Source organism: Vibrio sp. PID17_43 (assembly GCF_002608565.1).
GTDB lineage: Bacteria > Pseudomonadota > Gammaproteobacteria > Enterobacterales > Vibrionaceae > Vibrio.
Map to the genome: position 1 here is coordinate 47,097 of NZ_LIXM01000017.1, position 22,270 is coordinate 69,366.

The window sequence follows — 22,270 nt, forward strand, 5'->3', positions numbered from 1 at the left end:
TCAATCGTTCGAGTTAACACACATTAAGTACAAAATTGTGGCAAAAAAGAAAAAGTTAACCAAAGGTCAGGTGCGACGCGTACGCAGCAACCAACAGAAACGCTTAAAGAAGCAAGAAGACTCAATCCAATGGGATGAGAACATGTTAGGCGCGAGCAAGCAGGGCTTAGTGATCACTCGCTTCGGCCAGCACGCTGACGTTGAAGACCTTGATACAGGTGAAGTTCAACGCTGTAACCTCCGCCGTGGCATCGAGTCCCTAGTATCGGGAGACCGCGTACTGTGGCGCGAGGGTCTTGAATCTATGGCTGGTATTTCCGGTGTGGTAGAGGCCGTTGAGCCACGCACATCTGTACTGACTCGCCCTGACTACTACGACGGCTTGAAACCCGTTGCGGCGAACATAGATCAAATGGTCATCGTTTCCTCAGTTCTACCTGAGCTGTCATTAAACATCATTGACCGCTATTTAGTCGCATCAGAAACACTGAACATTGCACCGCTGTTGGTCCTAAACAAAATTGACCTACTCGAAGCTGAAGATCGTGCGATGTATGAAGAGTGGCTTGCTGAATACCAACGCATTGGCTACAAGGTTCTTTTTGTTAGTAAGCAAAGCGGTGAAGGTATTGCAGAACTAGAAGCGCTACTTCGTGGCCGAATCAACATTTTTGTGGGTCAGTCCGGTGTCGGTAAATCAAGCCTTGTAAACGCACTCATGCCAGGACTTGAGCAAGAGGTAGAAGAAGGTGAAATCTCTGAAAACTCAGGTTTAGGTCAGCACACGACCACTGCGGCACGTCTATACCATATACCAAGTGGTGGCGATTTGATTGACTCACCTGGAGTTCGTGAGTTTGGTCTTTGGCACTTAGAAGCGGAAGAAGTGACTAAAGCCTTTGTGGAGTTCCGTCCATATCTGGGAGGTTGTAAGTTCCGAGACTGTAAGCACAATGATGATCCAGGCTGTATATTGCGAGAAGCAGTAGAAAAAGGTGAAGTCAGTGAAGTACGCTTTGATAATTACCACCGCATTCTAGAAAGCATGAGTGAAAATAAAGCAAATCGTCAGTACTCTCGTAACAAGAAAGCCGATCTGTAACTGTGTTAGCGCTGCAACTGTGTAAGAATTCGTCACCGAATACTGACAAGCAGATAGAATTTAAGTAACATCACGCGCCCTAAAACGAGAATCTAACAGAAGTATCGGAATTAAAAATGGACAAGATTAAAGTTGGACTGCAGTACTGGATCCCACAGCATGGCCTCACTCGTCTAGTGGGCAAACTAGCTTCAGCCAAGGCTGGCGGTCTAACAACAGCAATCATTCGCTGGTTTATCAAACAATATAATGTGAACATGGATGAGGCGAAGCACTCCGACCCTAAGCACTTCAGAACCTTCAATGAGTTCTTTGTACGTGAACTAAAAGACGGTGTGCGTCCAATCTCGGAAGACGAAGCAGTGATCACTCACCCTGCAGATGCTTGCGTAAGCCAATTTGGCCCAATTGAAGACGGCCAGCTAATCCAAGCTAAAGGTCATCACTTCTCTGCGCAAGAATTGCTTGGCGGTGATAAGAAGCTCGCAGAAGAGTTTCAAGACGGCTCCTTCGCGACGCTATACCTATCTCCTCGTGATTACCACCGCGTGCACATGCCATGTGATGGCACATTACGTCAGATGATTTACGTCCCAGGAGACCTGTTCTCGGTTAACCCGCTAACGGCAGAAAACGTTCCAAACTTATTTGCACGTAACGAGCGCGTAGTATGTATCTTCGATACCGAATTTGGCCCAATGGCGCAAGTACTGGTTGGTGCTACTATCGTAGGCAGTATAGAGCAAGTATGGGCTGGTACTATCACGCCACCACGCGGTAACACTATCTACAGATGGGATTACCCGGCAGAAGGCGACAAAGCCGTTATCTTGAAGAAAGGTGAGGAAATGGGCCGCTTCAAGCTTGGCTCAACGGTTATCAACCTGTTCGTAAAAGATGCCATCATATTCGATGAGAGTATGGAAAACGGCAAGCCAACAGTGATGGGAACCCCTTACGCTCATAAGCAGTAAGCTTACTGCCAACATTGATTTAAAAGCCTCCACTCGCGGGGGCTTTTTTATTGACGAAAAGCAAAACTCTGTTCGAAATTTCGCCTTTCTTATCTAAACTCATACCCATCTCTAAGTCCCTAAAAACACAATCGTTTAATCTAACATCAGGAATGAATTGTGTAAGGGGCAATCGATGCCGAAGATGAGTGCGGGCACACTGGGCAAATTACTGGTGTGCTTATTAGTTCCACTGGGCGTCTTGATGATGCCGAACGATATGATTCCAATTGACGATCTCACCTTAATCCAACATCGTCTTCTGGCTATATTTCTTCTTGCTGCACTGCTGTGGGTACTTGAGCCCGTCCCCGTTTTCGCTACTTCGATTCTGATTATCGCACTTGAATTGATCATGATATCGGACAAAGGTTTACACCTATTTCGTAACCCACCAGCGGGGCACGATTTAGGTGAGTTGATTGCTTATACAGACATCTTCTCTGCTTTTTCCTCCCCTATCATCATTCTCTTCATGGGCGGCTTTGCTCTTGCGATTGCCGCTTCTAAATACGAACTCGACAACAATCTCGCCCGCGTTCTACTCAAACCGTTTGGTACTCAGCCAAAGTTCATCATGTTGGGTTTAATGCTGATCACCGCGGTGTTCTCCATGTTTATGTCGAATACGGCAACTACGGTCATGATGTTGGCGCTCCTTGGCCCTATTGTAGCGTCAGCACCAAAAGGTGACTTAGGCATTAAAGCCCTCGTATTGTGTATTCCAATTGCTGCTAATACGGGGGGGATCGCAACCCCAATAGGTACGCCGCCTAACGCAATTGCCCTGCAGTACTTAACGGAAGAAAACAGCATCGACTTCCTATCTTGGATGATGATGGGTTTACCGTTCGTAATGGTACAGTTGACTATCGCTTGGTTCTTGCTGCAAAAGTTCTTTCCTTCTAATGAGCCAGAAATGAAACTTCGTTTGAATGGTAAATTTGAAAAGAGTTGGCGCGCGATTGTGGTTTACATCACCTTCGCGATGACGATCCTGCTGTGGATGACAACCAAGGTACACGGCATGAACACGTATGTGGTGGCGATCATTCCGCTCGCGGTTTTTACTCTAACGGGCATCATGGGCAAAGAAGAACTCAAGCTCATTAACTGGGATGTGCTATGGCTGGTTGCCGGGGGTATCGCGATTGGTATTGCGCTGGATAAAACCGGTTTAGCGGAAGCCCTTGCTCATGCGATTGATTACGAGTCCCTTTCTCCATTTTCGGTCGTGGTTGCCCTATCGGTTGTGTGTTGGTTAATGGCGAACTTTATGTCCAATACCGCAACCGCGAACTTATTGATGCCTATCGCAGCAGCCATTGGTGCTTCGATGCCTAGTCTTGTCGCTATTGGAGGTTTGCAAGGGTTACTCGTTGTCGTCGCGTTCTCCGCATCACTAGGGATGATCTTACCAGTCTCTACCCCACCAAACTCTCTGGCTTACTCAACTGGATTAATCGAAAGTAAAGACATGGCCAAGGTCGGCTTAATTATCGGCTTAATTGGTTTGTTTATTGTTTACGGTGCCGTTCTCATACTATTCTAGATGGCGGATCACTGAGGTGTGGACAAGCACCTCAGTGGTTCTCCAACGAAATTCTTTACCATCTGATCTATAAACTAATTCTCTCCAGATTCTGCTCCCATATTCATTCAACAAATTTTTGAGCGTTATTTGCACTAATCACCTCAAGTATATCGAATGAGTGTCGATATATAACTTACAGCCTTTCATGTCAGTATTCGTACTTGAATCGTCTCATACCACTTGGAGTCACTGATAGTGACATTAAACTTCTTGTCTGTTTTATGAAGGTAGGACAATGAGAAACACAATAAAATTAAAAATACAGATTGCGATTGCGATCATTATCGCCATTGTTAGTGGTGTTCAAGCTTGGGTGTCAATAAGTCAACTGCATGAAGAAACGTCCTCAACGCTCAACCGCGAAATCCAAAACATTTCTTACTCCACAGGTCATTACATCAGTGACTGGCTTGCGATTCGCAGCGACATGATGCTCGCCAGCGAAAACCGGATCGCAAACACTGACGATGCGGATAGAGAAATGCTATTAACTAAACGAGCAGGTAAATTCCTCTCGGTATATGCGGGGTTCTCTGATGGCACTATCATCTATGGCGACAAGAGCGAATCTTGGCCATCCAATTATGATCCTCGCACTCGCCCTTGGTACCAAGATGCGATGTCGCAATCTAACCTGATCATCACTGAGCCTTATCAAGATTTTGATGGCAGTGTTGTTGTGAGTTTTGCAAAAGCCTTTAACCAAGGGAAACAAGGTGTACTGGCTGCCGATCTAACCGTTACCGATATCATCAATGAAGTGTTGAATATTAAAATGGATAACGATGGATTTGCATTTCTCGTCGATGGAAACAACAACCTTGTTGCGTACAAAGATGAAAATTTGAGCCAAAAACCACTGACAGACCTCAACTCTGCATTGACTCACAGTACAATGATGGATCTGGCGGATGATGCGAAGCTAGATACCATTCCATGGCCAAATCAAGGCGATAAGTTGATCTACGTTGCAAAAGTCCCTAATACCGACTGGTCTTTAGGTATCGTGCAAGACAAACAAATGGCATTTGCCTCGGTTTCCGAACAAATGAGTTTTACCGCGATGGTTTCTATCGTGATGTACTTGATTATCGCGACGATCAGCACTTACACCATCACGCGTTTACTCAGCCCTCTTCAAACGTTATCTGAAGCTATTTCCGAACTGTCTCAAGGTGAGGGGGATTTAACTCAACGCATTAAAATTGAACGTATGGATGAAATTGGTGAACTGGCAACGCACGTGAATCAATTTTTAGCGCAAATGCAAGCCATGCTAAAAGACATTGTAGAAAACAGCGAGCAGCTTTCAGAGCAAGCAAACCAAACAAACGAGTTATCCGCAACGGCGGTTGGGCGCGTTGAACATCAACAAAATGATGTCAACCAAATTGCGACAGCAATTCACGAAATGTCAGCTACAGCGGCAGAAGTTGCGAGCCACGCAGAACTGACGGCAAGTGCTTCACAACACTCAGCATCGGCATGTATTGAAGGACAGAATGTCATTCAGAAGAACCGTGAAGCGATCGTGGTACTGGCAGAGCAAGTGAGTGATGCTGCGAACGTCATTTCTGAACTCGAAGCCAATACGCAAAGCATCAACAAAATCTTGTCGACTATTCAAGGTATCGCAGAGCAAACAAACTTACTCGCACTCAACGCCGCGATTGAAGCCGCGCGAGCTGGTGAGCAAGGTCGTGGTTTTGCCGTAGTAGCAGATGAAGTCCGTGTACTTAGCCAACGCACGCATGGTTCAACAGAAGAAATTCGCACCATGATTGAAACGTTGCAAAACAACACTAAACTGGCGGTGCATAGCATGCAAAGCAGCACCAGTTTGGCAGATACCAGCGTTGATTATGCTCAGCAGGCGCACGATAGTCTAACGAGCATCACCAACACAATCACGGAAATCAATGACATGGCGATGCAAATTGCAAGTGCAGCGGAAGAGCAACGTGCAGTGAGCGAAGACATTAGCCGCAATACACAAGGTATCAAAGACGATGCTGACGCCATTGCCGAGCAATCACTCAAGAGCAGCGAAAGCGCACGTCAGATGTACGATACCGCTAACACCATGCGTGAGAACATCAGTCGCTTTAAAGTCTAAAGCCATATCCTGAAAGCAGCTCAACGAGCTGCTTTTTTATTGGGACTGATAGACACTTTTCGATCTTTATAAATTCATGCATATTAGAGTATCTCCCCTGCTCTACAAGGATGTCTCGCAATCATGGGTTATGAATGGCTGGCGTTATGCGCCGCTTTCTTATGGGCTGTTTCTAGCTTAATTTCTGTTGTTCCCGCGCAGCATCTCGGTGCGTTTGCTTATAGCCGTTGGCGTATGGGTTGTACTGCAATTATTCTCTCTAGCATGGCATGGATAACGGGAGGTTGGCTCAGTGTCTCGACAGAACACATTACACCGATGATGGCGTCTGGTTTGATTGGTATTTTTATTGGCGATACTGCTCTGTTCGCCTGTTTGAATCGCATGGGACCACGCCAAGCTGGCTTACTATTCTCTTGTCACGCCGTCTTCTCTGCTATCTTAGGTTACTTCCTATTTAGCGAAAGCATGACTGGTACGGAGTTGATTGGTGCAGCCTTAGTCTTCAGCGGTGTCGTGATGGCAATTTTCTATGGTCGACGCGGGCAAGCCAGCAACGCACTAGAAGAGATCAAAGGCAACGTTTGGATTGGTGTCGGGCTCGGTTTAACCGCCGCTATGTGCCAGGCTCTGGGTGGCATCATCGCTAAACCTGTCATGCAAACCAATGTTGACCCTGTTGCCGCCTCCGCGATTCGTATGATCAGTGCTTTCGTCGCGCACTGTGCACTGTGGTTAATTGGCGCGAAAGTGGCTCGCGCAACGCAAACCATCACATGGAAGGTTTTTGGCATCACTGCATTAAACGGCTTTTTGGCCATGGCAGTGGGTATGACATTGATTCTATATGCCCTGCGTGAGGGTAACGTCGGGATGGTGGCGCTGCTTTCTTCAACAACGCCGATCATGTTGCTGCCATTGTTGTGGGTTTACACCAAGAAACGTCCGAATCGATTCGCTTGGTTTGGCGCTGCACTGGCGGTCATAGGCACTGGTATCCTAGTGCAATAGCTCAGGTTCAATGAGGGGCTATCGACCTTGGTAACTCACCGCCTTGCCAAACACAAAATGACAGATACAAAAAAGCCCGAGTCGAACTCGGGCTTTTATCATTCTGAATCGTCAGTTAATTACTTAACTAGCACTTCACCAGACATTTCTGCAGGGATTTCTAGACCCGCGAGAGAAAGCATTGTTGGTGCAAGGTCAGACAGTTTACCGCCTTCTTTGAACTCAACCGCTTTGTCACCTACGTAAATTAGAGGTACTGGTAGGTTAGTGTGAGCAGTGTGGATGCCGCCAGTTTCAGGGTCGATCATCATTTCTGCGTTACCGTGGTCTGCCGTGATCAATAGTTGACCGCCAACTTCTTTGATCGCTTCAACCACTTTACCAACGCTTTCATCTAGCGCTTCGATAGCTTGCTCAGCCGCTTCGTAAACGCCAGTGTGACCAACCATATCTGCGTTCGGGTAGTTACAGATGATAGTATCGAACTTACCAGACTTGATAGCAGCAACCATCTTCTCTGTTAGCTCTGGAGAGCTCATTTCTGGCTGCATGTCATAAGTTGCTACTTTTGGAGAAGCAACAAGTTGACGCTCTTCACCTTCGAATTCGTTCTCAACACCACCGTTGAAGAAGAATGTAACGTGTGCGTATTTCTCTGTTTCAGAGATACGTAGCTGAGTTTGACCTTGCTTAGATAGCCACTCACCGTAAGTGTTTTCTAGAGACGCTGGTGGGAATGCGATAGCTAGAGGGATGTCAGCCGCGTATTGAGTCAACATCACAAAGTTAATTGCAGGGAATGCTGCACGCTCAAAGCCATCAAATGCAGGAACGAATGCACGAGTGATTTGGCGTGCACGGTCAGCACGGTAGTTCATGAAGATAACTGCATCGCCATCTTGCATGATTGCGTCTTCTTGACCATCTACTTTGATTGCCGTTGCTTTAACGAACTCATCGTTTTCACCACGAGCGTAAGCCGCTTCTAGGCCAGCTACCGCAGTTTCAGCAGTGAATTCTGCTTTCGCTTGAGTAAGAAGATCGTAAGCGACTTGAACGCGATCCCAGTTGTTGTCACGGTCCATTGCGTAATAACGACCCACTAGAGAAGCAACGCGACCTTTACCTAGTTTCGCAAATAGGTCTTGGAAACGTTGTAGTGAGTTTTCTGCACTACGTGGTGGCGTATCACGGCCGTCTAGGAAGCAGTGTAGGTAGATTTTCTCAGCGCCACGAGCGGCAGCCATTTCAACGGCTGCGTAGATGTGATCTTCGTGAGAGTGAACACCACCTGGAGACATAAGACCCATGATGTGTACTGCTTTCTCAGCTTTTACAGCAGAGTCGATAGCTTCTACTAGTGCTGCTGTCTCAGCAAATTCACCGTCAGCGATAGATTTAGTAATACGAGTTAGATCTTGGTATACAACGCGACCTGCACCGATGTTGGTGTGACCAACTTCTGAGTTACCCATTTGACCATCAGGTAGACCAACGTCCATACCTGAAGCAGAGATTAGAGTGTTAGGGTTGTTCGCAATCAGTGCATCCATAACTGGTGTTTTAGCATTTGCAATTGCGTTACTTGCTGTGTCTTCACGGTAACCGTAACCGTCAAGGATAACTAGAGCCAATGGCTTCTTAGCAGACATAGTGATGACCTCATCAAATTTAAGTAACTTTCGGCGTAGGGCTTCATTGCCCATCTAACCTTGAAACAAAACTAGCGTAATTTTACTACACTTTTTAACCAGAACTGTAGGTTAAGATCAAATAATGTTTGCGATTTATTGTTGCTATCTTACAACTTAGCAAGCAATACGACTTTGTCCGCAAACGTGTTCCACAAGCATAGTCACTTTCAAGATGCTTTGTATAACCACCGAAATACTTAGGTGAAAAACTTTTTGTTGATACCTATATTGCGCTTTTGAACGTAGAAGTGAAGTCAATTACATCAATTAGAGTGATAGGAAACATCGATACTAAGATTGCAGGAATAACCACTCCAAAAGAGCTTTAACGCAAGCGATGAGATCTCAATTATAGGTTAGAAAATTTTAACCCTCTCGCCTAAGACGATTAACCTCGCTATACTCCTGCTTTATTTTTCCGCCAACAGTGTAAGAGCTCAGGACATGCAAGAGTACATTGAATTTTTCCAACAGAACATGATTCTATCCTTAGTATGGGTAGGTCTTCTTGTCGCATTCATCATGAACATCGTGAAATCGGCGACGTCAGCATACAAAGAAATCAACGTGAACCAATTGACCCACCTTATCAACCGTGAAAACGGCGTTGTAGTGGATATCCGCTCTAAAGATGAGTTCAAACAAGGTCATATCACCGACGCACTTCACATTTTGCCGTCAGACATCAAAGCAGGTAACGTTGGTAGCCTTGAAAATCGTAAATCAGACCCAATCATTGTGGTATGCAAAACGGGGCAAACCGCTCAAGAAAGTGCAAACCTACTAGCGAAAGCAGGCTTCGAAAACGTAAACCTACTGAAAAATGGTTTGATTGCATGGAACGAAGCGAACCTACCTCTAGTACGTGGTAAGAAATAAGGTTGCGGTAAAACAATTTGCCAGCCTCGTTGATATAAACTGAGCAAATAGAAAGCAGTTGAAGCGCCAAGGTGTGACGCTTTGCACGTAATACGCACTTCATCTAGTCAATAAAGATTTGCTCAGTTAGTCTCAGGACAAACCAGTTTTCTGGGTTTAGATAGCTCTAGGCCCAACAAATATTTATTAAGGATTTTAAAAATGGCTGAAGCAGCACCACAAGACGCACAACAGAACTTTGCAATTCAACGCATCTTCCTAAAAGACGTTTCTTTCGAAGCGCCTAACTCTCCAGTAATCTTCCAAAAAGAGTGGAACCCAGACGTTAAACTAGACCTAGACACTCAAAGCCGTGAGCTTGGTGAAGGCGTTTACGAAGTAATTTTACGTCTAACGGTTACTGTTAAGAACGAAGAAGACACCGCATTCCTATGTGAAGTTCAACAAGGTGGTATCTTCACTGCTGAGAAAATGGAAGCGGGTCAACTGGCACACTGCCTAGGCGCATTCTGCCCTAACATCCTATTCCCATACGCTCGTGAGACCATCTCAAGCCTAGTGGTTAAAGGAACGTTCCCTCAACTGAACCTAGCGCCAGTAAACTTCGATGCGCTATTCATGAACTACCTACAACAGCAAGCTCAACAAGGTGAAGCTAAAGCTGAAGCGTAATTCACGCTTTGTAAGTGACGTGCACTCCAAATGAATGAGTTCACGTCCTATACCTGAAGAAAATGCACAAAGCGTCCAACTAGCGATGCAATGTGCATTTTTTATTTCTGAAAGATCCTAGTTCCTAGCCCCTAGAGATCGTAAAATCTGGCGATTATGAACTAGATTCTACTAGTAGAAAGATAATTAGGCGGTAGCATGACACAAGCAAATACCAACAATGCTTACGGTAAAGACATCGCAATGACGGTGATTGGTGCGGGATCATACGGTACTTCTTTAGCAATTTCCCTTGCTCGCAACGGCGCGAACATCATCCTTTGGGGCCATGAGCCAGAGCACATGGCACGCCTTGAAGCAGACCGTGCTAACTATGAATTCCTACCTGGAATCGATTTCCCAGAGAGCTTGATTATTGAATCGGATTTAGAAAAGGCCGTTCAAGCAAGCCGTGACTTGTTAGTTGTCGTTCCGAGCCATGTCTTTGGCATCGTTTTAAATAGCTGCAAACCTTTCTTGCGCGAAGACTCTCGTATCTGTTGGGCAACCAAAGGCCTTGAGCCTGAAACGGGTCGCCTGCTAAAAGAAGTGGCGTTCGACATTATCGGTGAAAGCTATTCGCTTGCTGTACTATCAGGCCCAACGTTTGCAAAAGAGCTGGCGATGGGCATGCCAACGGCTATCTCGGTAGCTTCTCCAGATGCGGATTTTGTTGCTGATCTGCAAGAAAAGATTCACTGCAGCAAAACCTTCCGCGTCTATGCCAATAATGACTTCATCGGCATGCAACTTGGTGGTGCGGTGAAAAACGTTATCGCGATTGGCGCTGGCATGTCAGATGGCATCGGCTTTGGTGCCAACGCACGTACGGCACTGATTACTCGAGGTCTGGCAGAAATGAGCCGCCTTGGTGCCGCACTTGGTGCACAACCTGAAACCTTTATGGGCATGGCTGGCTTGGGTGATCTTGTTCTAACCTGTACTGATAACCAATCTCGTAACCGCCGCTTCGGTTTAGCGTTAGGCCAAGGCAAAGACGTCGATAAAGCACAAGAAGAAATCGGTCAGGTGGTTGAAGGCTACCGCAACACTAAGGAAGTTTGGATGCTATCCCAGCGCATGGGCGTTGAGATGCCAATTGTTGACCAAATATATCAAGTTCTGTATCAAGGAAAGGATGCACGCCTGGCAGCGCAAGATTTACTTGCTCGTGACAAAAAAGCCGAAGGAAAGTAGCACGCTACACGCCTTTGCACCTCATCTGAGAAGAATAGAAGTTGTCGGGTCACGAAAGAACCACTCAGGATATTGAGAATGAAGCACTGCGAAAAACAAAAAGTCTGGGACAAAATTGTTTCAGAAGCCCGTGAGATGTCAGAGCAGGAGCCGATGCTGGCGAGCTTTTATCATGCGACCATCATCAAGCATGAAAGTTTGTGCGCTGCACTGAGCTACATTCTGGCCAACAAATTGAACACTGCATCCATGCCCGCAATGGCAGTGCGTGAAGTCGTTGAGGAAGCCTTTGCCGCTGATCCAACAATTACGGACAGTGCCGCTTGTGACATTTGTGCCACGGTTAATCGCGACCCAGCGGTGTCAATGTACTCAATGCCGTTACTGTACCTAAAGGGCTACCATGCCCTGCAAGGCTACCGAGTGGCTAACTGGTTGTGGAAGCAAGGCCGTCACGCGCTTGCGACTTACCTACAAAACCAGATTTCTGTTGCATGTCAGGTCGATATTCACCCTGCAGCGCATATTGGTAGTGGTATCATGCTAGATCATGCGACCGGCATCGTGATTGGTGAAACGGCCGTTGTCGAAAACGACGTATCGATTCTGCAAGATGTCACACTTGGTGGTACCGGTAAAGAATGCGGAGACCGCCACCCGAAAATTCGTGAAGGCGTAATGATCGGCGCAGGAGCAAAGATTCTTGGCAACATCGAAGTAGGCGAAGGCGCAAAAATTGGCTCTTGCTCCGTGGTATTGCAAGCAGTGCCGCCGCACACAACCGTGGCTGGTGTGCCTGCAAAAATCGTTGGTCGTCCGAAAACGGACAAACCTTCTCTCGATATGGATCAAGGCTTTAATGGCAAATCGCAAAGCTTTATCCACGGGGATGGTATTTAATCGTCATCTGAACCTTTGGCAATAATGTGGTAGGTAACCCTCAAGTGCGAAAACAAAATCACCCAGTGCTACGCTCGGCTATGTTATTAACTTGTGCTTTATCTGCCACATATCCCCTCACCTCTTCGGCTGCCAGTCAGCAAGAGCTCAAAGGCGTATCTAGCGAAATCAATCGCCAGAAAAAATCGCTGACTTCTCAAGAAAAACAACTTAACGATCTGCAAAAATCGCTGAAAAACCAAGAACTCGGTATCTCTAAATTAGAGCACGAGATCAAGCAGACCAAAACTGACTTGGCGCAAGCGGATCAATACATCAATAAGTTGGAAGAGAAGATTGCTCTGCAAGAAGCTCAGCGTCAGACGCAAGAAGAAGAGCTGAAGCAGTTGCTGCAAACCTACTATGTGACCGAGCGAGCCAAGGCCAATGGACACCTTCTTAATGAAGGCGTAGAGGAAGACCGCATCAGCCAATACTTCCAGCACCTTGCTAAATCGCGTGCAAAAGTGATCGAAGCGATCACCCAAACTACCCAAGAGTTGGCGCACAACAAGAATCAACTTGAGCTCGAAAAAGCACAAATTGAAACCTTGCTCAAACAGCAATCGGAAAAGCGTTCATCTTTGGCAAGTACACAGTCGCAACGTAAAGGGACGCTGAACAAGATTCAAAAGAGCATCAAAGATGACAAGCGTTACCTAGCCGAATTACAACGCAACGAAACCCGTCTAAAAGCTGAGATTGCCAAAGCCGCGAAACGTAATGCCGTACCTATGGACGGTATCGCGAAACAACGCGGCAAACTGCCATGGCCACTGAAAGGCCACGTGCTGCATAACTTCGGCACCAAACAAACCGGTCAAGTTAACTGGAAAGGTATGGTATTGTCCGCCAGCTACGGCCAACAAGTTAAAGCGGTTTACCCGGGCACCGTGGTATTTGCCGAATACTTACGCGGCTATGGCTTAGTAGTACTGATCGACCACGGTAAAGGCGACATGACACTTTACGGCTACAACCAAGCCTTGACCAAGAAAGAAGGCGATAAGGTAACCGCAGGTGAAGTTATTGCCCTAGCGGGGGATACCGGTGGTCAAGAGCGCGCCTCACTCTACTTCGAGATTCGCCGTAACAGCGAAGCGCAAAACCCAAAGTCTTGGTTAAAGCGTTTATAGCTGCCGTTTATAATCGCAGTTCTAAGCAGCGCCATTACATTACATAACATAACAAAAAAACAAAGGAGCCATTCGGCTCCTTTGTCGTATTCATATTCTGGAAAATGTTATGCGTAGTAGGCCTCGACCGCATCAATAAAGGCGCTCACATTGTCTTTGCTTAACGCATTGATGCCCGCGGCGGCTTCTCGACCGCCACCAGTTGGGAATTGCCCGCACACAGCCACTGCGCCTTGCTTGTTATTCAGCGGGGCACGAAGAGAAACCGTGTAAGTGCCATCGGCATTTTCAGTTAACACCGCATGCGCAGAGTCTGGATTTTGGTTTGCAAGCCAGTTGCCATAAACACCACTGATTCGGCGTGATGCCGCATTGTTTGGCAGTTCAAACAGCTTGAGCTTAGCACTTTCATGAGTTGCAGGAACGGCTAGTGTCGCATCCATGTCTTGCTGATAAGCCGATTGCAATTGGTAGTAAGGTGAGGCTTTATCTGCAATCGCATCGAATGGTGAAACGTATTGCTTTAACGCTTGGTACAAATCAGCGGGGTGGAAATGAAGGTCATCGACTTTAGCACCGTAGCCGTTGTAGTTAATCAATGTACCAAGTTCTTTTAACTGCGCTTTTTGCTCTTCACTGAGTCCCGCTTTATCTGCCAGCGCATCTGCTTTAGCAATCAAGTTATCGCCATAAGCAGCAGTGATCGCCCAAGTGTGGAAACGCCCTTCCAGCAACTGATCGACAATCAAAGCGGTACACATGTTGGCATCAAGGTCGATGTGCGCGTCTAAATTACCGTGTTGAGGAATCTCACCCGCTTTATGATGATCAGCGTAAAACACATGCACGCCTTGAGCCAAAGCTTGCTCTAAACCTACCATGTTCTTTTCCATTGAAATGTCCAACACCACCAACTCATCGCCTACTTTCACTTCAACCTTTTCCAACAGCTTGATATCGCGCTTTACGCCAGTGATCAACACCGCATCAAGAGGGTCGGCGAAACGCCATTGTAGGAGAGCAATAATACCGTCCGCATCACCATTAAAAATGTCGTAATTCATTATGCGATAGATCCTTTATCGAAAAGTCACGCCCAAACTGATGACGCTGAATAGACATCATTGTTCGTAGTGTGCGCTGCAAGTCAACTCAAGGGGGACTCAGAAATGAGAACAGCGCTCAAAATATCGAGAGCAAGTCCGGGCTCTTTTTTACGTTCAACAAGGAGGGAAGACGCATTAACAATGGAGAGTACTTAGCGCTTCTTCAAGCAGCAGTAACTGCTCCATGCCTTGCTCTGTGGCAACTGGTTTCACAACATTTAGCATTTGTAGCATGCCTTGCTTCACCATTTGCTCGGTAATTTCAGTCTTTGGTGACATCGCCGATTGGTAAGCCAACCAACTGCAAGCAATCAAATGCAGCGAGCATACCAATGACTTTAGCTGTTGTTGATCGACATTCAGCAAGTTCAGTGATACAAACTCTTGCATAATCGCAATCAAATTCGCTTGCAGTTTTTCTTGAACATCAATGTATTGATCATGGAGCCTATCATCTCGCGATAGGATTTCTGGCAAATTCGCGTAGAAAAAGCGGTATTTCCACATCAAAGTGAAGATCGAGTCGAGGTAACTTTTCAGCATGGCCAGACTCTCCTGCGAGCCCTGAATTGGCGTGAATCTCTCTAGCAACTCTGCAGAGTATAGCCCAAAGATCTCTCGTACAATTTCTTGCTTATTGCGGAAATGGTAATACAAATTGCCAGGGCTGATTTCAATATAATCAGCAATATGGTTAGTGGTGATGTTGCGCTCACCGTGTTGATTGAACAACTCCAGTGCCGCATAGACGATCTTGTCACGCGTTTTCATTGTTATCGTATTCCCTCTTGATTATCGAATCGAGTATAGCGACTTCACCAATCTAGGTCGATAGAGGCTCCCAATACGGTAACATAGCAGACCAGTGAGAATGCCGCTGGCGTTAGCAATTAAGTCATACCAAGAGGGTTGTCTGCCTACATACCCCTGTAGGATTTCAATCACACCGCTAAATAGTAATATGCCCATCGCAATGGCCCAACGCAGACGCCACTGTGATACACAAAAACAGCCTAAGAAAGCAAAACCACTGTAGGCCATGGCATGCTGCACCTTATCTAAGTAAGCAATATTGCCCCAATCTTGCAAATCGCCAGAGCTCAAGGACAAGTAAGCGATCAATGAGCCAAAACTCAATAGAATAATACGGGCTGCGGCCAGGTTCATGGTAGTTCCTATGCGATTGGGAATGGAAAAGCGGTGACTTGGTCAATATGGTCACACCCGAGAGCAAGCATAATCAGACGATCCACACCAAGCGCCACACCGGCACAATCGGGTAATCCCGCTTCTAATGCACCAATCAGGTGGTAATCGATCGGCTGTGGTTTTAACCCCATTTCAAGACGTTTGGCATTGTCTTGTTCAAAACGCGCCAGTTGCTCTTTTGGGTTATCCAATTCATGAAAGCCATTCGCCAACTCAATCCCTTTAAAGTAGACCTCAAAACGATCGGCAACACGATGATCTTGTAGATTGATTTTTGCCAGCGCCGCCTGTGATGCCGGGAAGTCATAAACAAAAGCCGGCACTTGTTGACCAATCTTCGCTTCGACACCAATACTAAACAGCAGTTGCAACAAAGTATCGCGATCTTCTTCAGGTTCTGCAATGTCACTCAGCCCCAGCTTAGCTGCAACCGCTTTTAGCTCTTGCATCGAGCCTTCTAATGGGCACACACCCAGTACATCAATAAAGGCTTGTTGGTAAGTCATGCGCTCTGCTGCGCCACACTTCAGTACCCGTTGCAGAAGATCGTTTATCTCGTCCATCAATTTATGGTGGTCAAAACCAATGCGGTACCACTCTAGCATGGTGAACTCAGGGTTATGGTAACGGCCATTCTCTTCGTTACGAAAAGCTTTGTTGATTTGGTAGATACAGCCACTGCCCGCTGCGAGCAAACGCTTCATATGGAACTCTGGACTGGTCATAAAGAACAGTTTACTACCATCCGCATAGCCAGGCCCAACAAACTCGGTCTGAAAGGTATGCAAATGAATGTCGGTCACGGTCGCATGGCTCATGGCTGGCGTGTCGACTTCCATCACCTCTCGCTCGGCAAAAAATTGACGAATAGCCATAATCAACGCCGCACGTTGACGGAGTTGCTCTATAGAAGCGGTAGGTTGCCAGGTCGTTTGCATTACAAGATTCTTAAATATTGGGGAATAGAGGAAAGTAGCAATTTTTGCATGTTTTTCCTAGTCCAGAGAAGAGGGATTACGCTTGTTCTCATCCCTGAAAAAACCAAATAACAGGCAATTTATTCTGAAGCCAGAGTTATTCGTATTACAGCGCAAAAAAACACCGTTAGTAATCCTATTATCAACGAGGGTTATGTTACGCAACAGTCAGGTAACATTGGTGAGATTGACCTTTATATACCATGGGATTCAGGTCGTGATAGCAGTCACATAACCTTAAATTTCTATGCTCTCATGTGCATTACCGGAGAAAAAAACCAAATACATCAATTTTTCTGCCAAAGGCCTCCCCTACACTAACCATAATACTTTTGAGGGATAGCCCAAATCAGGCCCCCTCTCACTCACAATAACAAGCGGATTTCCGCAATCACACACTGGAGGATAACTGTGCAAATTATCACCACAGATATCGCAGTCATCGGCGCAGGCGGCGCTGGTCTTCGTACTGCTATTGCAGCAGCTGAAGCAAACCCAGACTTAGAAGTAGCACTTATTTCTAAAGTTTACCCAATGCGCTCCCACACGGTTGCAGCAGAAGGTGGTTCAGCCGCAGTTATCAAGGATGAAGATAGCTTAGACAACCACTTCAACGATACGGTTGGTGGTGGTGACTGGCTATGTGAACAGGACGTTGTTGAATACTTTGTAGAGAACGCGACTCGCGAAATGATCCAGATGGAGCAATGGGGTTGCCCATGGAGTCGTAAAGAGAACGGTGAAGTCAACGTACGCCGCTTTGGTGGTATGAAGGTTGAACGTACTTGGTTCGCTGCAGATAAAACTGGCTTCCACATGCTTCACACACTATTCCAGACGTCGATGAAGTACGACAACATCAAACGTTTCGATGAATACTTTGTTGTCGACTTGCTTGTTGATGAAGGTGAAGCCCAAGGTCTGATTGCCATCCACATGTCTGAAGGTGAATTGGTTACCATCAAGGCGAAATCTGTCGTGCTAGCAACAGGTGGCGCCGGACGCGTTTACCACTGTAACACCAACGGTGGCATCGTAACGGGCGACGGCATGGCAATGGCTTACCGTCACGGCGTTCCTCTACGTGATATGGAATTCGTTCAGTACCACCCAACCGGTCTTCCAGGCACAGGTATTCTAATGACCGAAGGTTGTCGTGGTGAAGGCGGTATCATCGTCAACAAAAATGGCTACCGTTACCTGCAAGATTACGGTATGGGCCCAGAGACTCCAGTGGGCGAGCCGAAAAACAAATACATGGAACTGGGTCCACGTGACAAAGTTTCTCAAGCTTTCTGGCACGAGCAACAGAAAGGCAACACCATCAAACACCCTCTTGGTGACGTGGTGCATCTAGATCTTCGCCACCTCGGTGAAGAGTACCTACAAGAGCGTCTACCGTTCATCTGCGAGCTAGCGAAAGCTTACGTGAACGTTGATCCTGCAAAAGAGCCAATTCCAATTCGTCCAACGGTTCACTACACCATGGGTGGTATTGAAACGAACGGCGAATGTGAAACTCGCATCAAAGGTCTGTTCGCGGTTGGTGAATGTGCGTCTGTTGGTCTTCACGGAGCAAACCGTCTAGGTTCTAACTCACTGGCTGAATTCGTGGTATTTGGCCGCGTTGCTGGTGAACAAGCGGTGAAACGCGCAGCGGAATTCAAAGGCTGGAACGAAGAGTCAATCACGGTTCAAGTGAAAGCGGTTGAAGCTCGCATCGAAGCACTGATGAACCAAGATGGCGATGAAAACTGGGCGGATATCCGCACTGAAATGGGTCACACCATGGAAGCGGGCTGTGGTATCTACCGTCAAGAAGATTTGATGCAAGCAACCATCGAGAAAATCACCGAGCTGAAAGAGCGTTACAAGAAAATCAGCATCAAAGATAAAGGCAAAGTATTCAACACTGACCTTCTATACGCAATTGAAGTAGGCTACGGCCTAGAGGTTGCTGAAGCGATGGTCCACTCTGCAATCCTACGTAAAGAATCTCGCGGAGCACACCAGCGTCTAGATGACGGTTGCACAGAGCGTGACGATGAGAACTTCTTGAAGCACTCGCTTGCTTTCTTCCGAGCAGACGCAGCACCAACTATCGACTACAGCGGCGTGAAGATCACTAAGTCTCAACCAAAAGCACGTCTATACGGTGAAGCGGCAGAGAAAGCGGCAGCAGCTGAAAAAGCCGCTGAAGCAGAAGCGAAGAACGCAGAGGAGCAAGCATAATGTCAGCAAACCGCATTCAAAAAGTGAACGTTCTGCGTTACGACCCAGAAAAAGACGCAGAACCATACACTCAAACCTACGAAGTGCCATTTGATGAAACCCTGTCTGTGCTTGATGCGCTTGGCTACATCAAAGACCACTTAGATAAAAACCTGTCTTACCGTTGGTCTTGTCGTATGGCGATCTGTGGTTCTTGCGGCATCATGGTAAACAACGTACCTAAGCTTGCTTGTAAGAGCTTCCTACGTGACTACCCAAATGGCGTGACTATCGAGCCACTTGCGAACTTCCCAATCGAGAAAGATTTGATTGTCGACATGACGCCATTCATCGAGCGCCTAGAAGCCATAAAACCATACATCATTGGTAACGACCGCAAACCAGAAGACGGCACGAACTTGCAAACGCCTGAGCAAATGGCGAAGTATAAGCAGTTTGCTGGCTGTATCAACTGTGGTCTGTGCTACGCGGCATGTCCTCAGTTCGGCTTGAACCCAGAGTTCATCGGCCCTGCAGCACTGACTCTGGCACACCGTTACAACCTAGACAGCCGTGACAACGGTAAAGATGAGCGTATGAAGCTGATCAACGGTGAAAACGGCGCTTGGGGTTGTACGTTTGTAGGTTACTGTTCTGAAGTTTGTCCGAAGAACGTGGATCCTGCAGCGGCAGTAAACCAAGGCAAAGTGGAGTCTTCTATGGACTTCGTGATTGCGATGTTGAAACCTGATGGTTCACCGAAAAAAGTGGAGGCATAAGGATGAGCAACCGTAAACCTTACGTTCGTGAAGTAAAACGCACTTGGTGGAAAGATCATCCTTTCTACCGCTTCTACATGCTACGTGAAGCGACAGTGCTTCCTTTGATCCTATTCACTATTTTCCTGACTTTCGGTCTAGGTTCACTAGTGAAAGGCCCTGAAGCTTGGCAAGCTTGGTTGGCGTTCATGGCAAACCCTATCGTAATCGCGATCAACATCGTTGCACTATTAGGTAGCCTATTCCACGCACAAACGTTCTTCAGCATGATGCCACAGGTAATGCCTATTCGTTTGAAAGGCAAACCAGTGGATAAGAAAATCATCGTTCTGACTCAGTGGGCAGCAGTGGCGTTCATCTCACTGATCGTTCTCATCGTGGTGTAAGGAGCTTGAGTAATGAAACCGAATTATAGTGTTAATACAGCGCCGAAACGTTCTGATGAGCCAATCTGGTGGGGTCTATTTGGTGCCGGTGGTACTTGGTTTGCGATGATCACACCAATCACGGTACTGGTACTGGGTATCCTAGTTCCACTAGGCATCATTGATGCAGAAGCTATGAGCTTTGATCGCGTGTCTGAGTTCGCAACCAGCATCATTGGCGCACTGTTCATCATCGGTACGCTAGCACTGCCAATGTGGCATGCAATGCACCGTCTACACCACGGCATGCACGACCTTAAATTCCACACCGGTGTGGTAGGTAAAATCGCATGTTACGCGTTTGCTGGTCTTATCTCTGCACTCGCCGTTATCTTTGTCTTTATGATTTAAAAGATGGCATAAAAATAAAGAAGCTGGCTCTAAGCCAGCTTTTTTTATTGCTTTGGATCACTCGTGATCTTTTGGCTTATTGACACGCAAGTAACAAAAAAGGCCGCCAAAGCGACCTTTTTCAGGGAAACGTGAATTACTTCACACGACCTACGTATTCAGCAGTACGAGTGTCAACTTTGATCACTTCACCGATTGCGATGAATAGTGGAACACGTACAACAGCGCCAGTTGATAGCGTAGCTGGTTTACCACCAGTACCTTGAGTATCACCTTTCAGACCTGGATCGGTATCCGTCACTTCTAGCTCAACGAAGTTTGGTGGAGTCACAGTAATTGGGTTACCGTTCCAAAGTGTGATCATACAAGTGTTGTTTTCTACCAACCACTTAGCGTTATCGCCAACCGCTTTCGCGTCTGCAGCGATCTGCTCGAAAGTTTCGTTGTTCATAAAGTGGTAGAATTCGCCGTCTGAATATAGATAATCTAGGTCGATATCCATTACGTCTGCCACTTCACAAGTGTCACCAGACTTGAATGTTTTCTCTAGCACTTTACCAGAAAGAAGTTTACGAATTTTAACGCGGTTGAATGCTTGGCCTTTACCTGGTTTAACATATTCGTTTTCCAGAATTACACAAGGCTCGTTATCAAGCATTAACTTAAGGCCGCCTTTAAATTCATTGGTGCTAACTGTAGCCATTTTTTCCTCTTACATTCTTAGAGCTAAATTCAATGCCGCACATAATAACCCGAAAAGTCGAATCTGTTGAGCAAAACTGGCTCAAACAGTTAGCGAATGGGATCTCAGATCCTGCAAAATTGCTGGAAATATTGGAAATAGATCCTTCTCCGTGGCAAGACGGGTTTGCTGCGCGCAAGCTGTTTGTACAGCGTGTACCGCAAAGTTTTGTCGAAAGGATGGAAAAAGGCAATCCTTACGATCCACTTTTACGTCAAGTATTGCCTTTGAGCGAAGAGTTTGAAGTGCATGCAGGCTATTCCGACGATCCTCTCGAAGAGCAAGATAATGAGATCCCAGGGTTACTGCACAAGTATCGCAACCGCGCGTTGATGATCGTAAAAGGTGGCTGTGCGGTGAACTGCCGTTACTGTTTCCGTCGTCACTTCCCTTATCAAGAGAATAAGAGCGGCAAACAAGTGTGGGCTCAATGTCTGGAATACATGACGAAGCAACCCGAGTTGAACGAAGTGATCTTCTCTGGTGGCGACCCGTTAATGGCCAAAGACGATGAGATCCACTGGCTATTGGAGCACATCGCACAAATCCCACACATCAAACGCCTGCGTATTCACAGTCGTTTGCCTGTGGTGATTCCTGCTCGTATCACTGATGAGCTATGCCAGCTACTTCGCGCTTCTCGCCTACAAATCGTGTTGGTGACGCACATTAACCACGCTAACGAGATCAACGCTGAATTTGCCGCTCAAATGGCGAAGCTGAAGCAAGCCGGAGTGACCTTGCTAAACCAAGCCGTATTACTTAAAGACGTCAACAACAGCGTTGAAGCACAAGTGGCACTAAACGAAGCGCTGTTTGATGCTGGCATTCTACCTTACTACTTGCATGTCTTAGATAAAGTCCAAGGTGCGGCGCACTACTTTGTATCAGACGAAGAAGCCAAAGCAATCATGCGCGGTGTCATTACGCGAGTTTCTGGTTATCTGGTGCCTAAGCTAGCCCGAGAAATCGGCGGCCGCCCAAGTAAAACGCCACTGGATCTGCACTTAGAGTAGCGTGTTACTCGTATAGGATTTTGTCGTAACAAATAAAAGCTTTTGTTCGCTCAGGCGGTCTT

21 protein-coding genes are annotated in these 22,270 nt (G+C 46.7%); 15 read left to right on the plus strand and 6 right to left on the minus strand.

Annotated elements, in window-relative coordinates; translation table 11 throughout:
* Window positions 1-37 precede the first annotated feature (37 nt).
* From rsgA to AK965_RS13280, 5 genes are all read left to right on the plus strand, one after another.
* Window positions 38-1,102: a small ribosomal subunit biogenesis GTPase RsgA gene (rsgA, locus tag AK965_RS13260; RefSeq protein WP_099080051.1), complete on the plus strand. Its 1,065-nt coding sequence runs from the start codon at window positions 38-40 to the stop codon at window positions 1,100-1,102.
* A gap of 116 nt (window positions 1,103-1,218) precedes the next feature.
* Entirely contained in the window at window positions 1,219-2,076 is an 858-nt protein-coding gene (gene asd / locus AK965_RS13265; protein WP_099080052.1) for an archaetidylserine decarboxylase, read from the plus strand.
* 175 nt (window positions 2,077-2,251) lie between these two features.
* The gene (locus AK965_RS13270) at window positions 2,252-3,667 is read left to right on the plus strand and encodes a DASS family sodium-coupled anion symporter (RefSeq protein WP_099080053.1); all 1,416 of its coding nucleotides are present in this window, start codon (window positions 2,252-2,254) and stop codon (window positions 3,665-3,667) included.
* A 277-nt stretch (window positions 3,668-3,944) separates the two neighbouring features.
* The gene (locus AK965_RS13275; protein WP_099080054.1) at window positions 3,945-5,825 is read left to right on the plus strand and encodes a methyl-accepting chemotaxis protein; all 1,881 of its coding nucleotides are present in this window, start codon (window positions 3,945-3,947) and stop codon (window positions 5,823-5,825) included.
* Between the two features lie 123 nt (window positions 5,826-5,948).
* On the plus strand, window positions 5,949-6,836 hold the full coding sequence (locus tag AK965_RS13280; protein WP_099080055.1) for a DMT family transporter: 888 nt from the start codon (window positions 5,949-5,951) through the stop codon (window positions 6,834-6,836).
* A gap of 119 nt (window positions 6,837-6,955) precedes the next feature.
* Here AK965_RS13280 and gpmM read toward each other — a convergent pair whose 3' ends face one another.
* Window positions 6,956-8,488, minus strand: coding sequence for a 2,3-bisphosphoglycerate-independent phosphoglycerate mutase (gene gpmM, locus AK965_RS13285; protein WP_099080101.1), 1,533 nt, complete (start codon window positions 8,486-8,488; stop codon window positions 6,956-6,958).
* A gap of 486 nt (window positions 8,489-8,974) precedes the next feature.
* On the opposite strand from gpmM, the gene AK965_RS13290 reads away from it, so the two are divergent.
* From AK965_RS13290 to AK965_RS13310, 5 genes are all read left to right on the plus strand, one after another.
* Window positions 8,975-9,409 carry a rhodanese-like domain-containing protein gene (locus AK965_RS13290; protein WP_099080056.1) on the plus strand — a complete coding sequence of 145 codons (435 nt, stop codon included), beginning with the start codon at window positions 8,975-8,977 and terminating at the stop codon, window positions 9,407-9,409.
* Window positions 9,410-9,610: 201 nt separating this feature from the next.
* Window positions 9,611-10,081 carry a protein-export chaperone SecB gene (secB, locus tag AK965_RS13295; protein ID WP_099080057.1) on the plus strand — a complete coding sequence of 157 codons (471 nt, stop codon included), beginning with the start codon at window positions 9,611-9,613 and terminating at the stop codon, window positions 10,079-10,081.
* A 198-nt stretch (window positions 10,082-10,279) separates the two neighbouring features.
* Window positions 10,280-11,317, plus strand: coding sequence for an NAD(P)H-dependent glycerol-3-phosphate dehydrogenase (gene gpsA, locus AK965_RS13300; protein WP_099080058.1), 1,038 nt, complete (start codon window positions 10,280-10,282; stop codon window positions 11,315-11,317).
* Window positions 11,318-11,395: 78 nt separating this feature from the next.
* A complete protein-coding gene (cysE, locus tag AK965_RS13305) occupies window positions 11,396-12,217 on the plus strand; it encodes a serine O-acetyltransferase (RefSeq protein ID WP_099080059.1) in 822 nt (273 codons plus the stop codon).
* Between the two features lie 26 nt (window positions 12,218-12,243).
* Window positions 12,244-13,392, plus strand: coding sequence for a murein hydrolase activator EnvC (locus tag AK965_RS13310; protein WP_172438146.1), 1,149 nt, complete (start codon window positions 12,244-12,246; stop codon window positions 13,390-13,392).
* A 107-nt stretch (window positions 13,393-13,499) separates the two neighbouring features.
* On the opposite strand, the gene AK965_RS13315 is transcribed toward AK965_RS13310, so the two are convergent.
* From AK965_RS13315 to epmA, 4 genes are all read right to left on the minus strand, one after another.
* On the minus strand, window positions 13,500-14,456 hold the full coding sequence (locus tag AK965_RS13315; protein ID WP_099080060.1) for an acetyltransferase: 957 nt from the start codon (window positions 14,454-14,456) through the stop codon (window positions 13,500-13,502).
* 177 nt (window positions 14,457-14,633) lie between these two features.
* Window positions 14,634-15,269: a TetR/AcrR family transcriptional regulator gene (locus AK965_RS13320; RefSeq protein WP_099080061.1), complete on the minus strand. Its 636-nt coding sequence runs from the start codon at window positions 15,267-15,269 to the stop codon at window positions 14,634-14,636.
* 21 nt (window positions 15,270-15,290) lie between these two features.
* Window positions 15,291-15,665, minus strand: a complete 375-nt coding sequence (locus tag AK965_RS13325) for a VanZ family protein (protein WP_099080062.1) — start codon at window positions 15,663-15,665, stop codon at window positions 15,291-15,293.
* A gap of 8 nt (window positions 15,666-15,673) precedes the next feature.
* Complete coding sequence (gene epmA / locus AK965_RS13330; RefSeq protein ID WP_099080063.1) at window positions 15,674-16,645, minus strand: elongation factor P--(R)-beta-lysine ligase; 972 nt, start codon at window positions 16,643-16,645, stop codon at window positions 15,674-15,676.
* A 450-nt stretch (window positions 16,646-17,095) separates the two neighbouring features.
* Between epmA and frdA the strand changes: the two genes are divergently transcribed.
* Genes frdA through frdD form a run of 4 tightly spaced genes read left to right on the plus strand, consistent with a single transcriptional unit; the run spans window position 17,096 to window position 20,450 of the window.
* A complete protein-coding gene (frdA, locus tag AK965_RS13335; RefSeq protein ID WP_099080064.1) occupies window positions 17,096-18,916 on the plus strand; it encodes a fumarate reductase (quinol) flavoprotein subunit in 1,821 nt (606 codons plus the stop codon).
* A complete protein-coding gene (locus AK965_RS13340) occupies window positions 18,916-19,674 on the plus strand; it encodes a succinate dehydrogenase/fumarate reductase iron-sulfur subunit (protein WP_099080065.1) in 759 nt (252 codons plus the stop codon). The genes frdA and AK965_RS13340 overlap by 1 nt, the downstream gene beginning before the upstream one ends.
* Window positions 19,675-19,676: 2 nt before the next feature.
* The gene (gene frdC, locus AK965_RS13345) at window positions 19,677-20,060 is read left to right on the plus strand and encodes a fumarate reductase subunit FrdC (RefSeq protein ID WP_099080066.1); all 384 of its coding nucleotides are present in this window, start codon (window positions 19,677-19,679) and stop codon (window positions 20,058-20,060) included.
* A 12-nt stretch (window positions 20,061-20,072) separates the two neighbouring features.
* Window positions 20,073-20,450, plus strand: a complete 378-nt coding sequence (gene frdD, locus AK965_RS13350; protein WP_099080067.1) for a fumarate reductase subunit FrdD — start codon at window positions 20,073-20,075, stop codon at window positions 20,448-20,450.
* Between the two features lie 136 nt (window positions 20,451-20,586).
* Here the strand turns inward: frdD and efp are convergent, their stop codons facing one another.
* Window positions 20,587-21,153: an elongation factor P gene (gene efp, locus AK965_RS13355; protein ID WP_005425036.1), complete on the minus strand. Its 567-nt coding sequence runs from the start codon at window positions 21,151-21,153 to the stop codon at window positions 20,587-20,589.
* Window positions 21,154-21,185: 32 nt separating this feature from the next.
* On the opposite strand from efp, the gene epmB reads away from it, so the two are divergent.
* Window positions 21,186-22,208, plus strand: coding sequence for an EF-P beta-lysylation protein EpmB (gene epmB, locus AK965_RS13360; RefSeq protein WP_099080068.1), 1,023 nt, complete (start codon window positions 21,186-21,188; stop codon window positions 22,206-22,208).
* Window positions 22,209-22,270 lie beyond the last annotated feature (62 nt).

Coding starts and splice junctions, on each gene's coding strand:
- AK965_RS13340 (WP_099080065.1), top strand. CDS start 18,916: ATGTCAGCAAACCGCATTCAAAAAGTGAACGTTCTGCGTTACGACCCA.
- frdD (WP_099080067.1), top strand. CDS start 20,073: ATGAAACCGAATTATAGTGTTAATACAGCGCCGAAACGTTCTGATGAG.
- epmA (WP_099080063.1), bottom strand. CDS start 16,645: ATGCAAACGACCTGGCAACCTACCGCTTCTATAGAGCAACTCCGTCAA.
- AK965_RS13320 (WP_099080061.1), bottom strand. CDS start 15,269: ATGAAAACGCGTGACAAGATCGTCTATGCGGCACTGGAGTTGTTCAAT.
- AK965_RS13270 (WP_099080053.1), top strand. CDS start 2,252: ATGCCGAAGATGAGTGCGGGCACACTGGGCAAATTACTGGTGTGCTTA.
- AK965_RS13280 (WP_099080055.1), top strand. CDS start 5,949: ATGGGTTATGAATGGCTGGCGTTATGCGCCGCTTTCTTATGGGCTGTT.
- frdC (WP_099080066.1), top strand. CDS start 19,677: ATGAGCAACCGTAAACCTTACGTTCGTGAAGTAAAACGCACTTGGTGG.
- AK965_RS13315 (WP_099080060.1), bottom strand. CDS start 14,456: ATGAATTACGACATTTTTAATGGTGATGCGGACGGTATTATTGCTCTC.
- gpsA (WP_099080058.1), top strand. CDS start 10,280: ATGACACAAGCAAATACCAACAATGCTTACGGTAAAGACATCGCAATG.
- AK965_RS13290 (WP_099080056.1), top strand. CDS start 8,975: ATGCAAGAGTACATTGAATTTTTCCAACAGAACATGATTCTATCCTTA.
- AK965_RS13325 (WP_099080062.1), bottom strand. CDS start 15,665: ATGAACCTGGCCGCAGCCCGTATTATTCTATTGAGTTTTGGCTCATTG.
- AK965_RS13275 (WP_099080054.1), top strand. CDS start 3,945: ATGAGAAACACAATAAAATTAAAAATACAGATTGCGATTGCGATCATT.
- gpmM (WP_099080101.1), bottom strand. CDS start 8,488: ATGTCTGCTAAGAAGCCATTGGCTCTAGTTATCCTTGACGGTTACGGT.
- epmB (WP_099080068.1), top strand. CDS start 21,186: ATGCCGCACATAATAACCCGAAAAGTCGAATCTGTTGAGCAAAACTGG.
- efp (WP_005425036.1), bottom strand. CDS start 21,153: ATGGCTACAGTTAGCACCAATGAATTTAAAGGCGGCCTTAAGTTAATG.
- secB (WP_099080057.1), top strand. CDS start 9,611: ATGGCTGAAGCAGCACCACAAGACGCACAACAGAACTTTGCAATTCAA.
- cysE (WP_099080059.1), top strand. CDS start 11,396: ATGAAGCACTGCGAAAAACAAAAAGTCTGGGACAAAATTGTTTCAGAA.
- asd (WP_099080052.1), top strand. CDS start 1,219: ATGGACAAGATTAAAGTTGGACTGCAGTACTGGATCCCACAGCATGGC.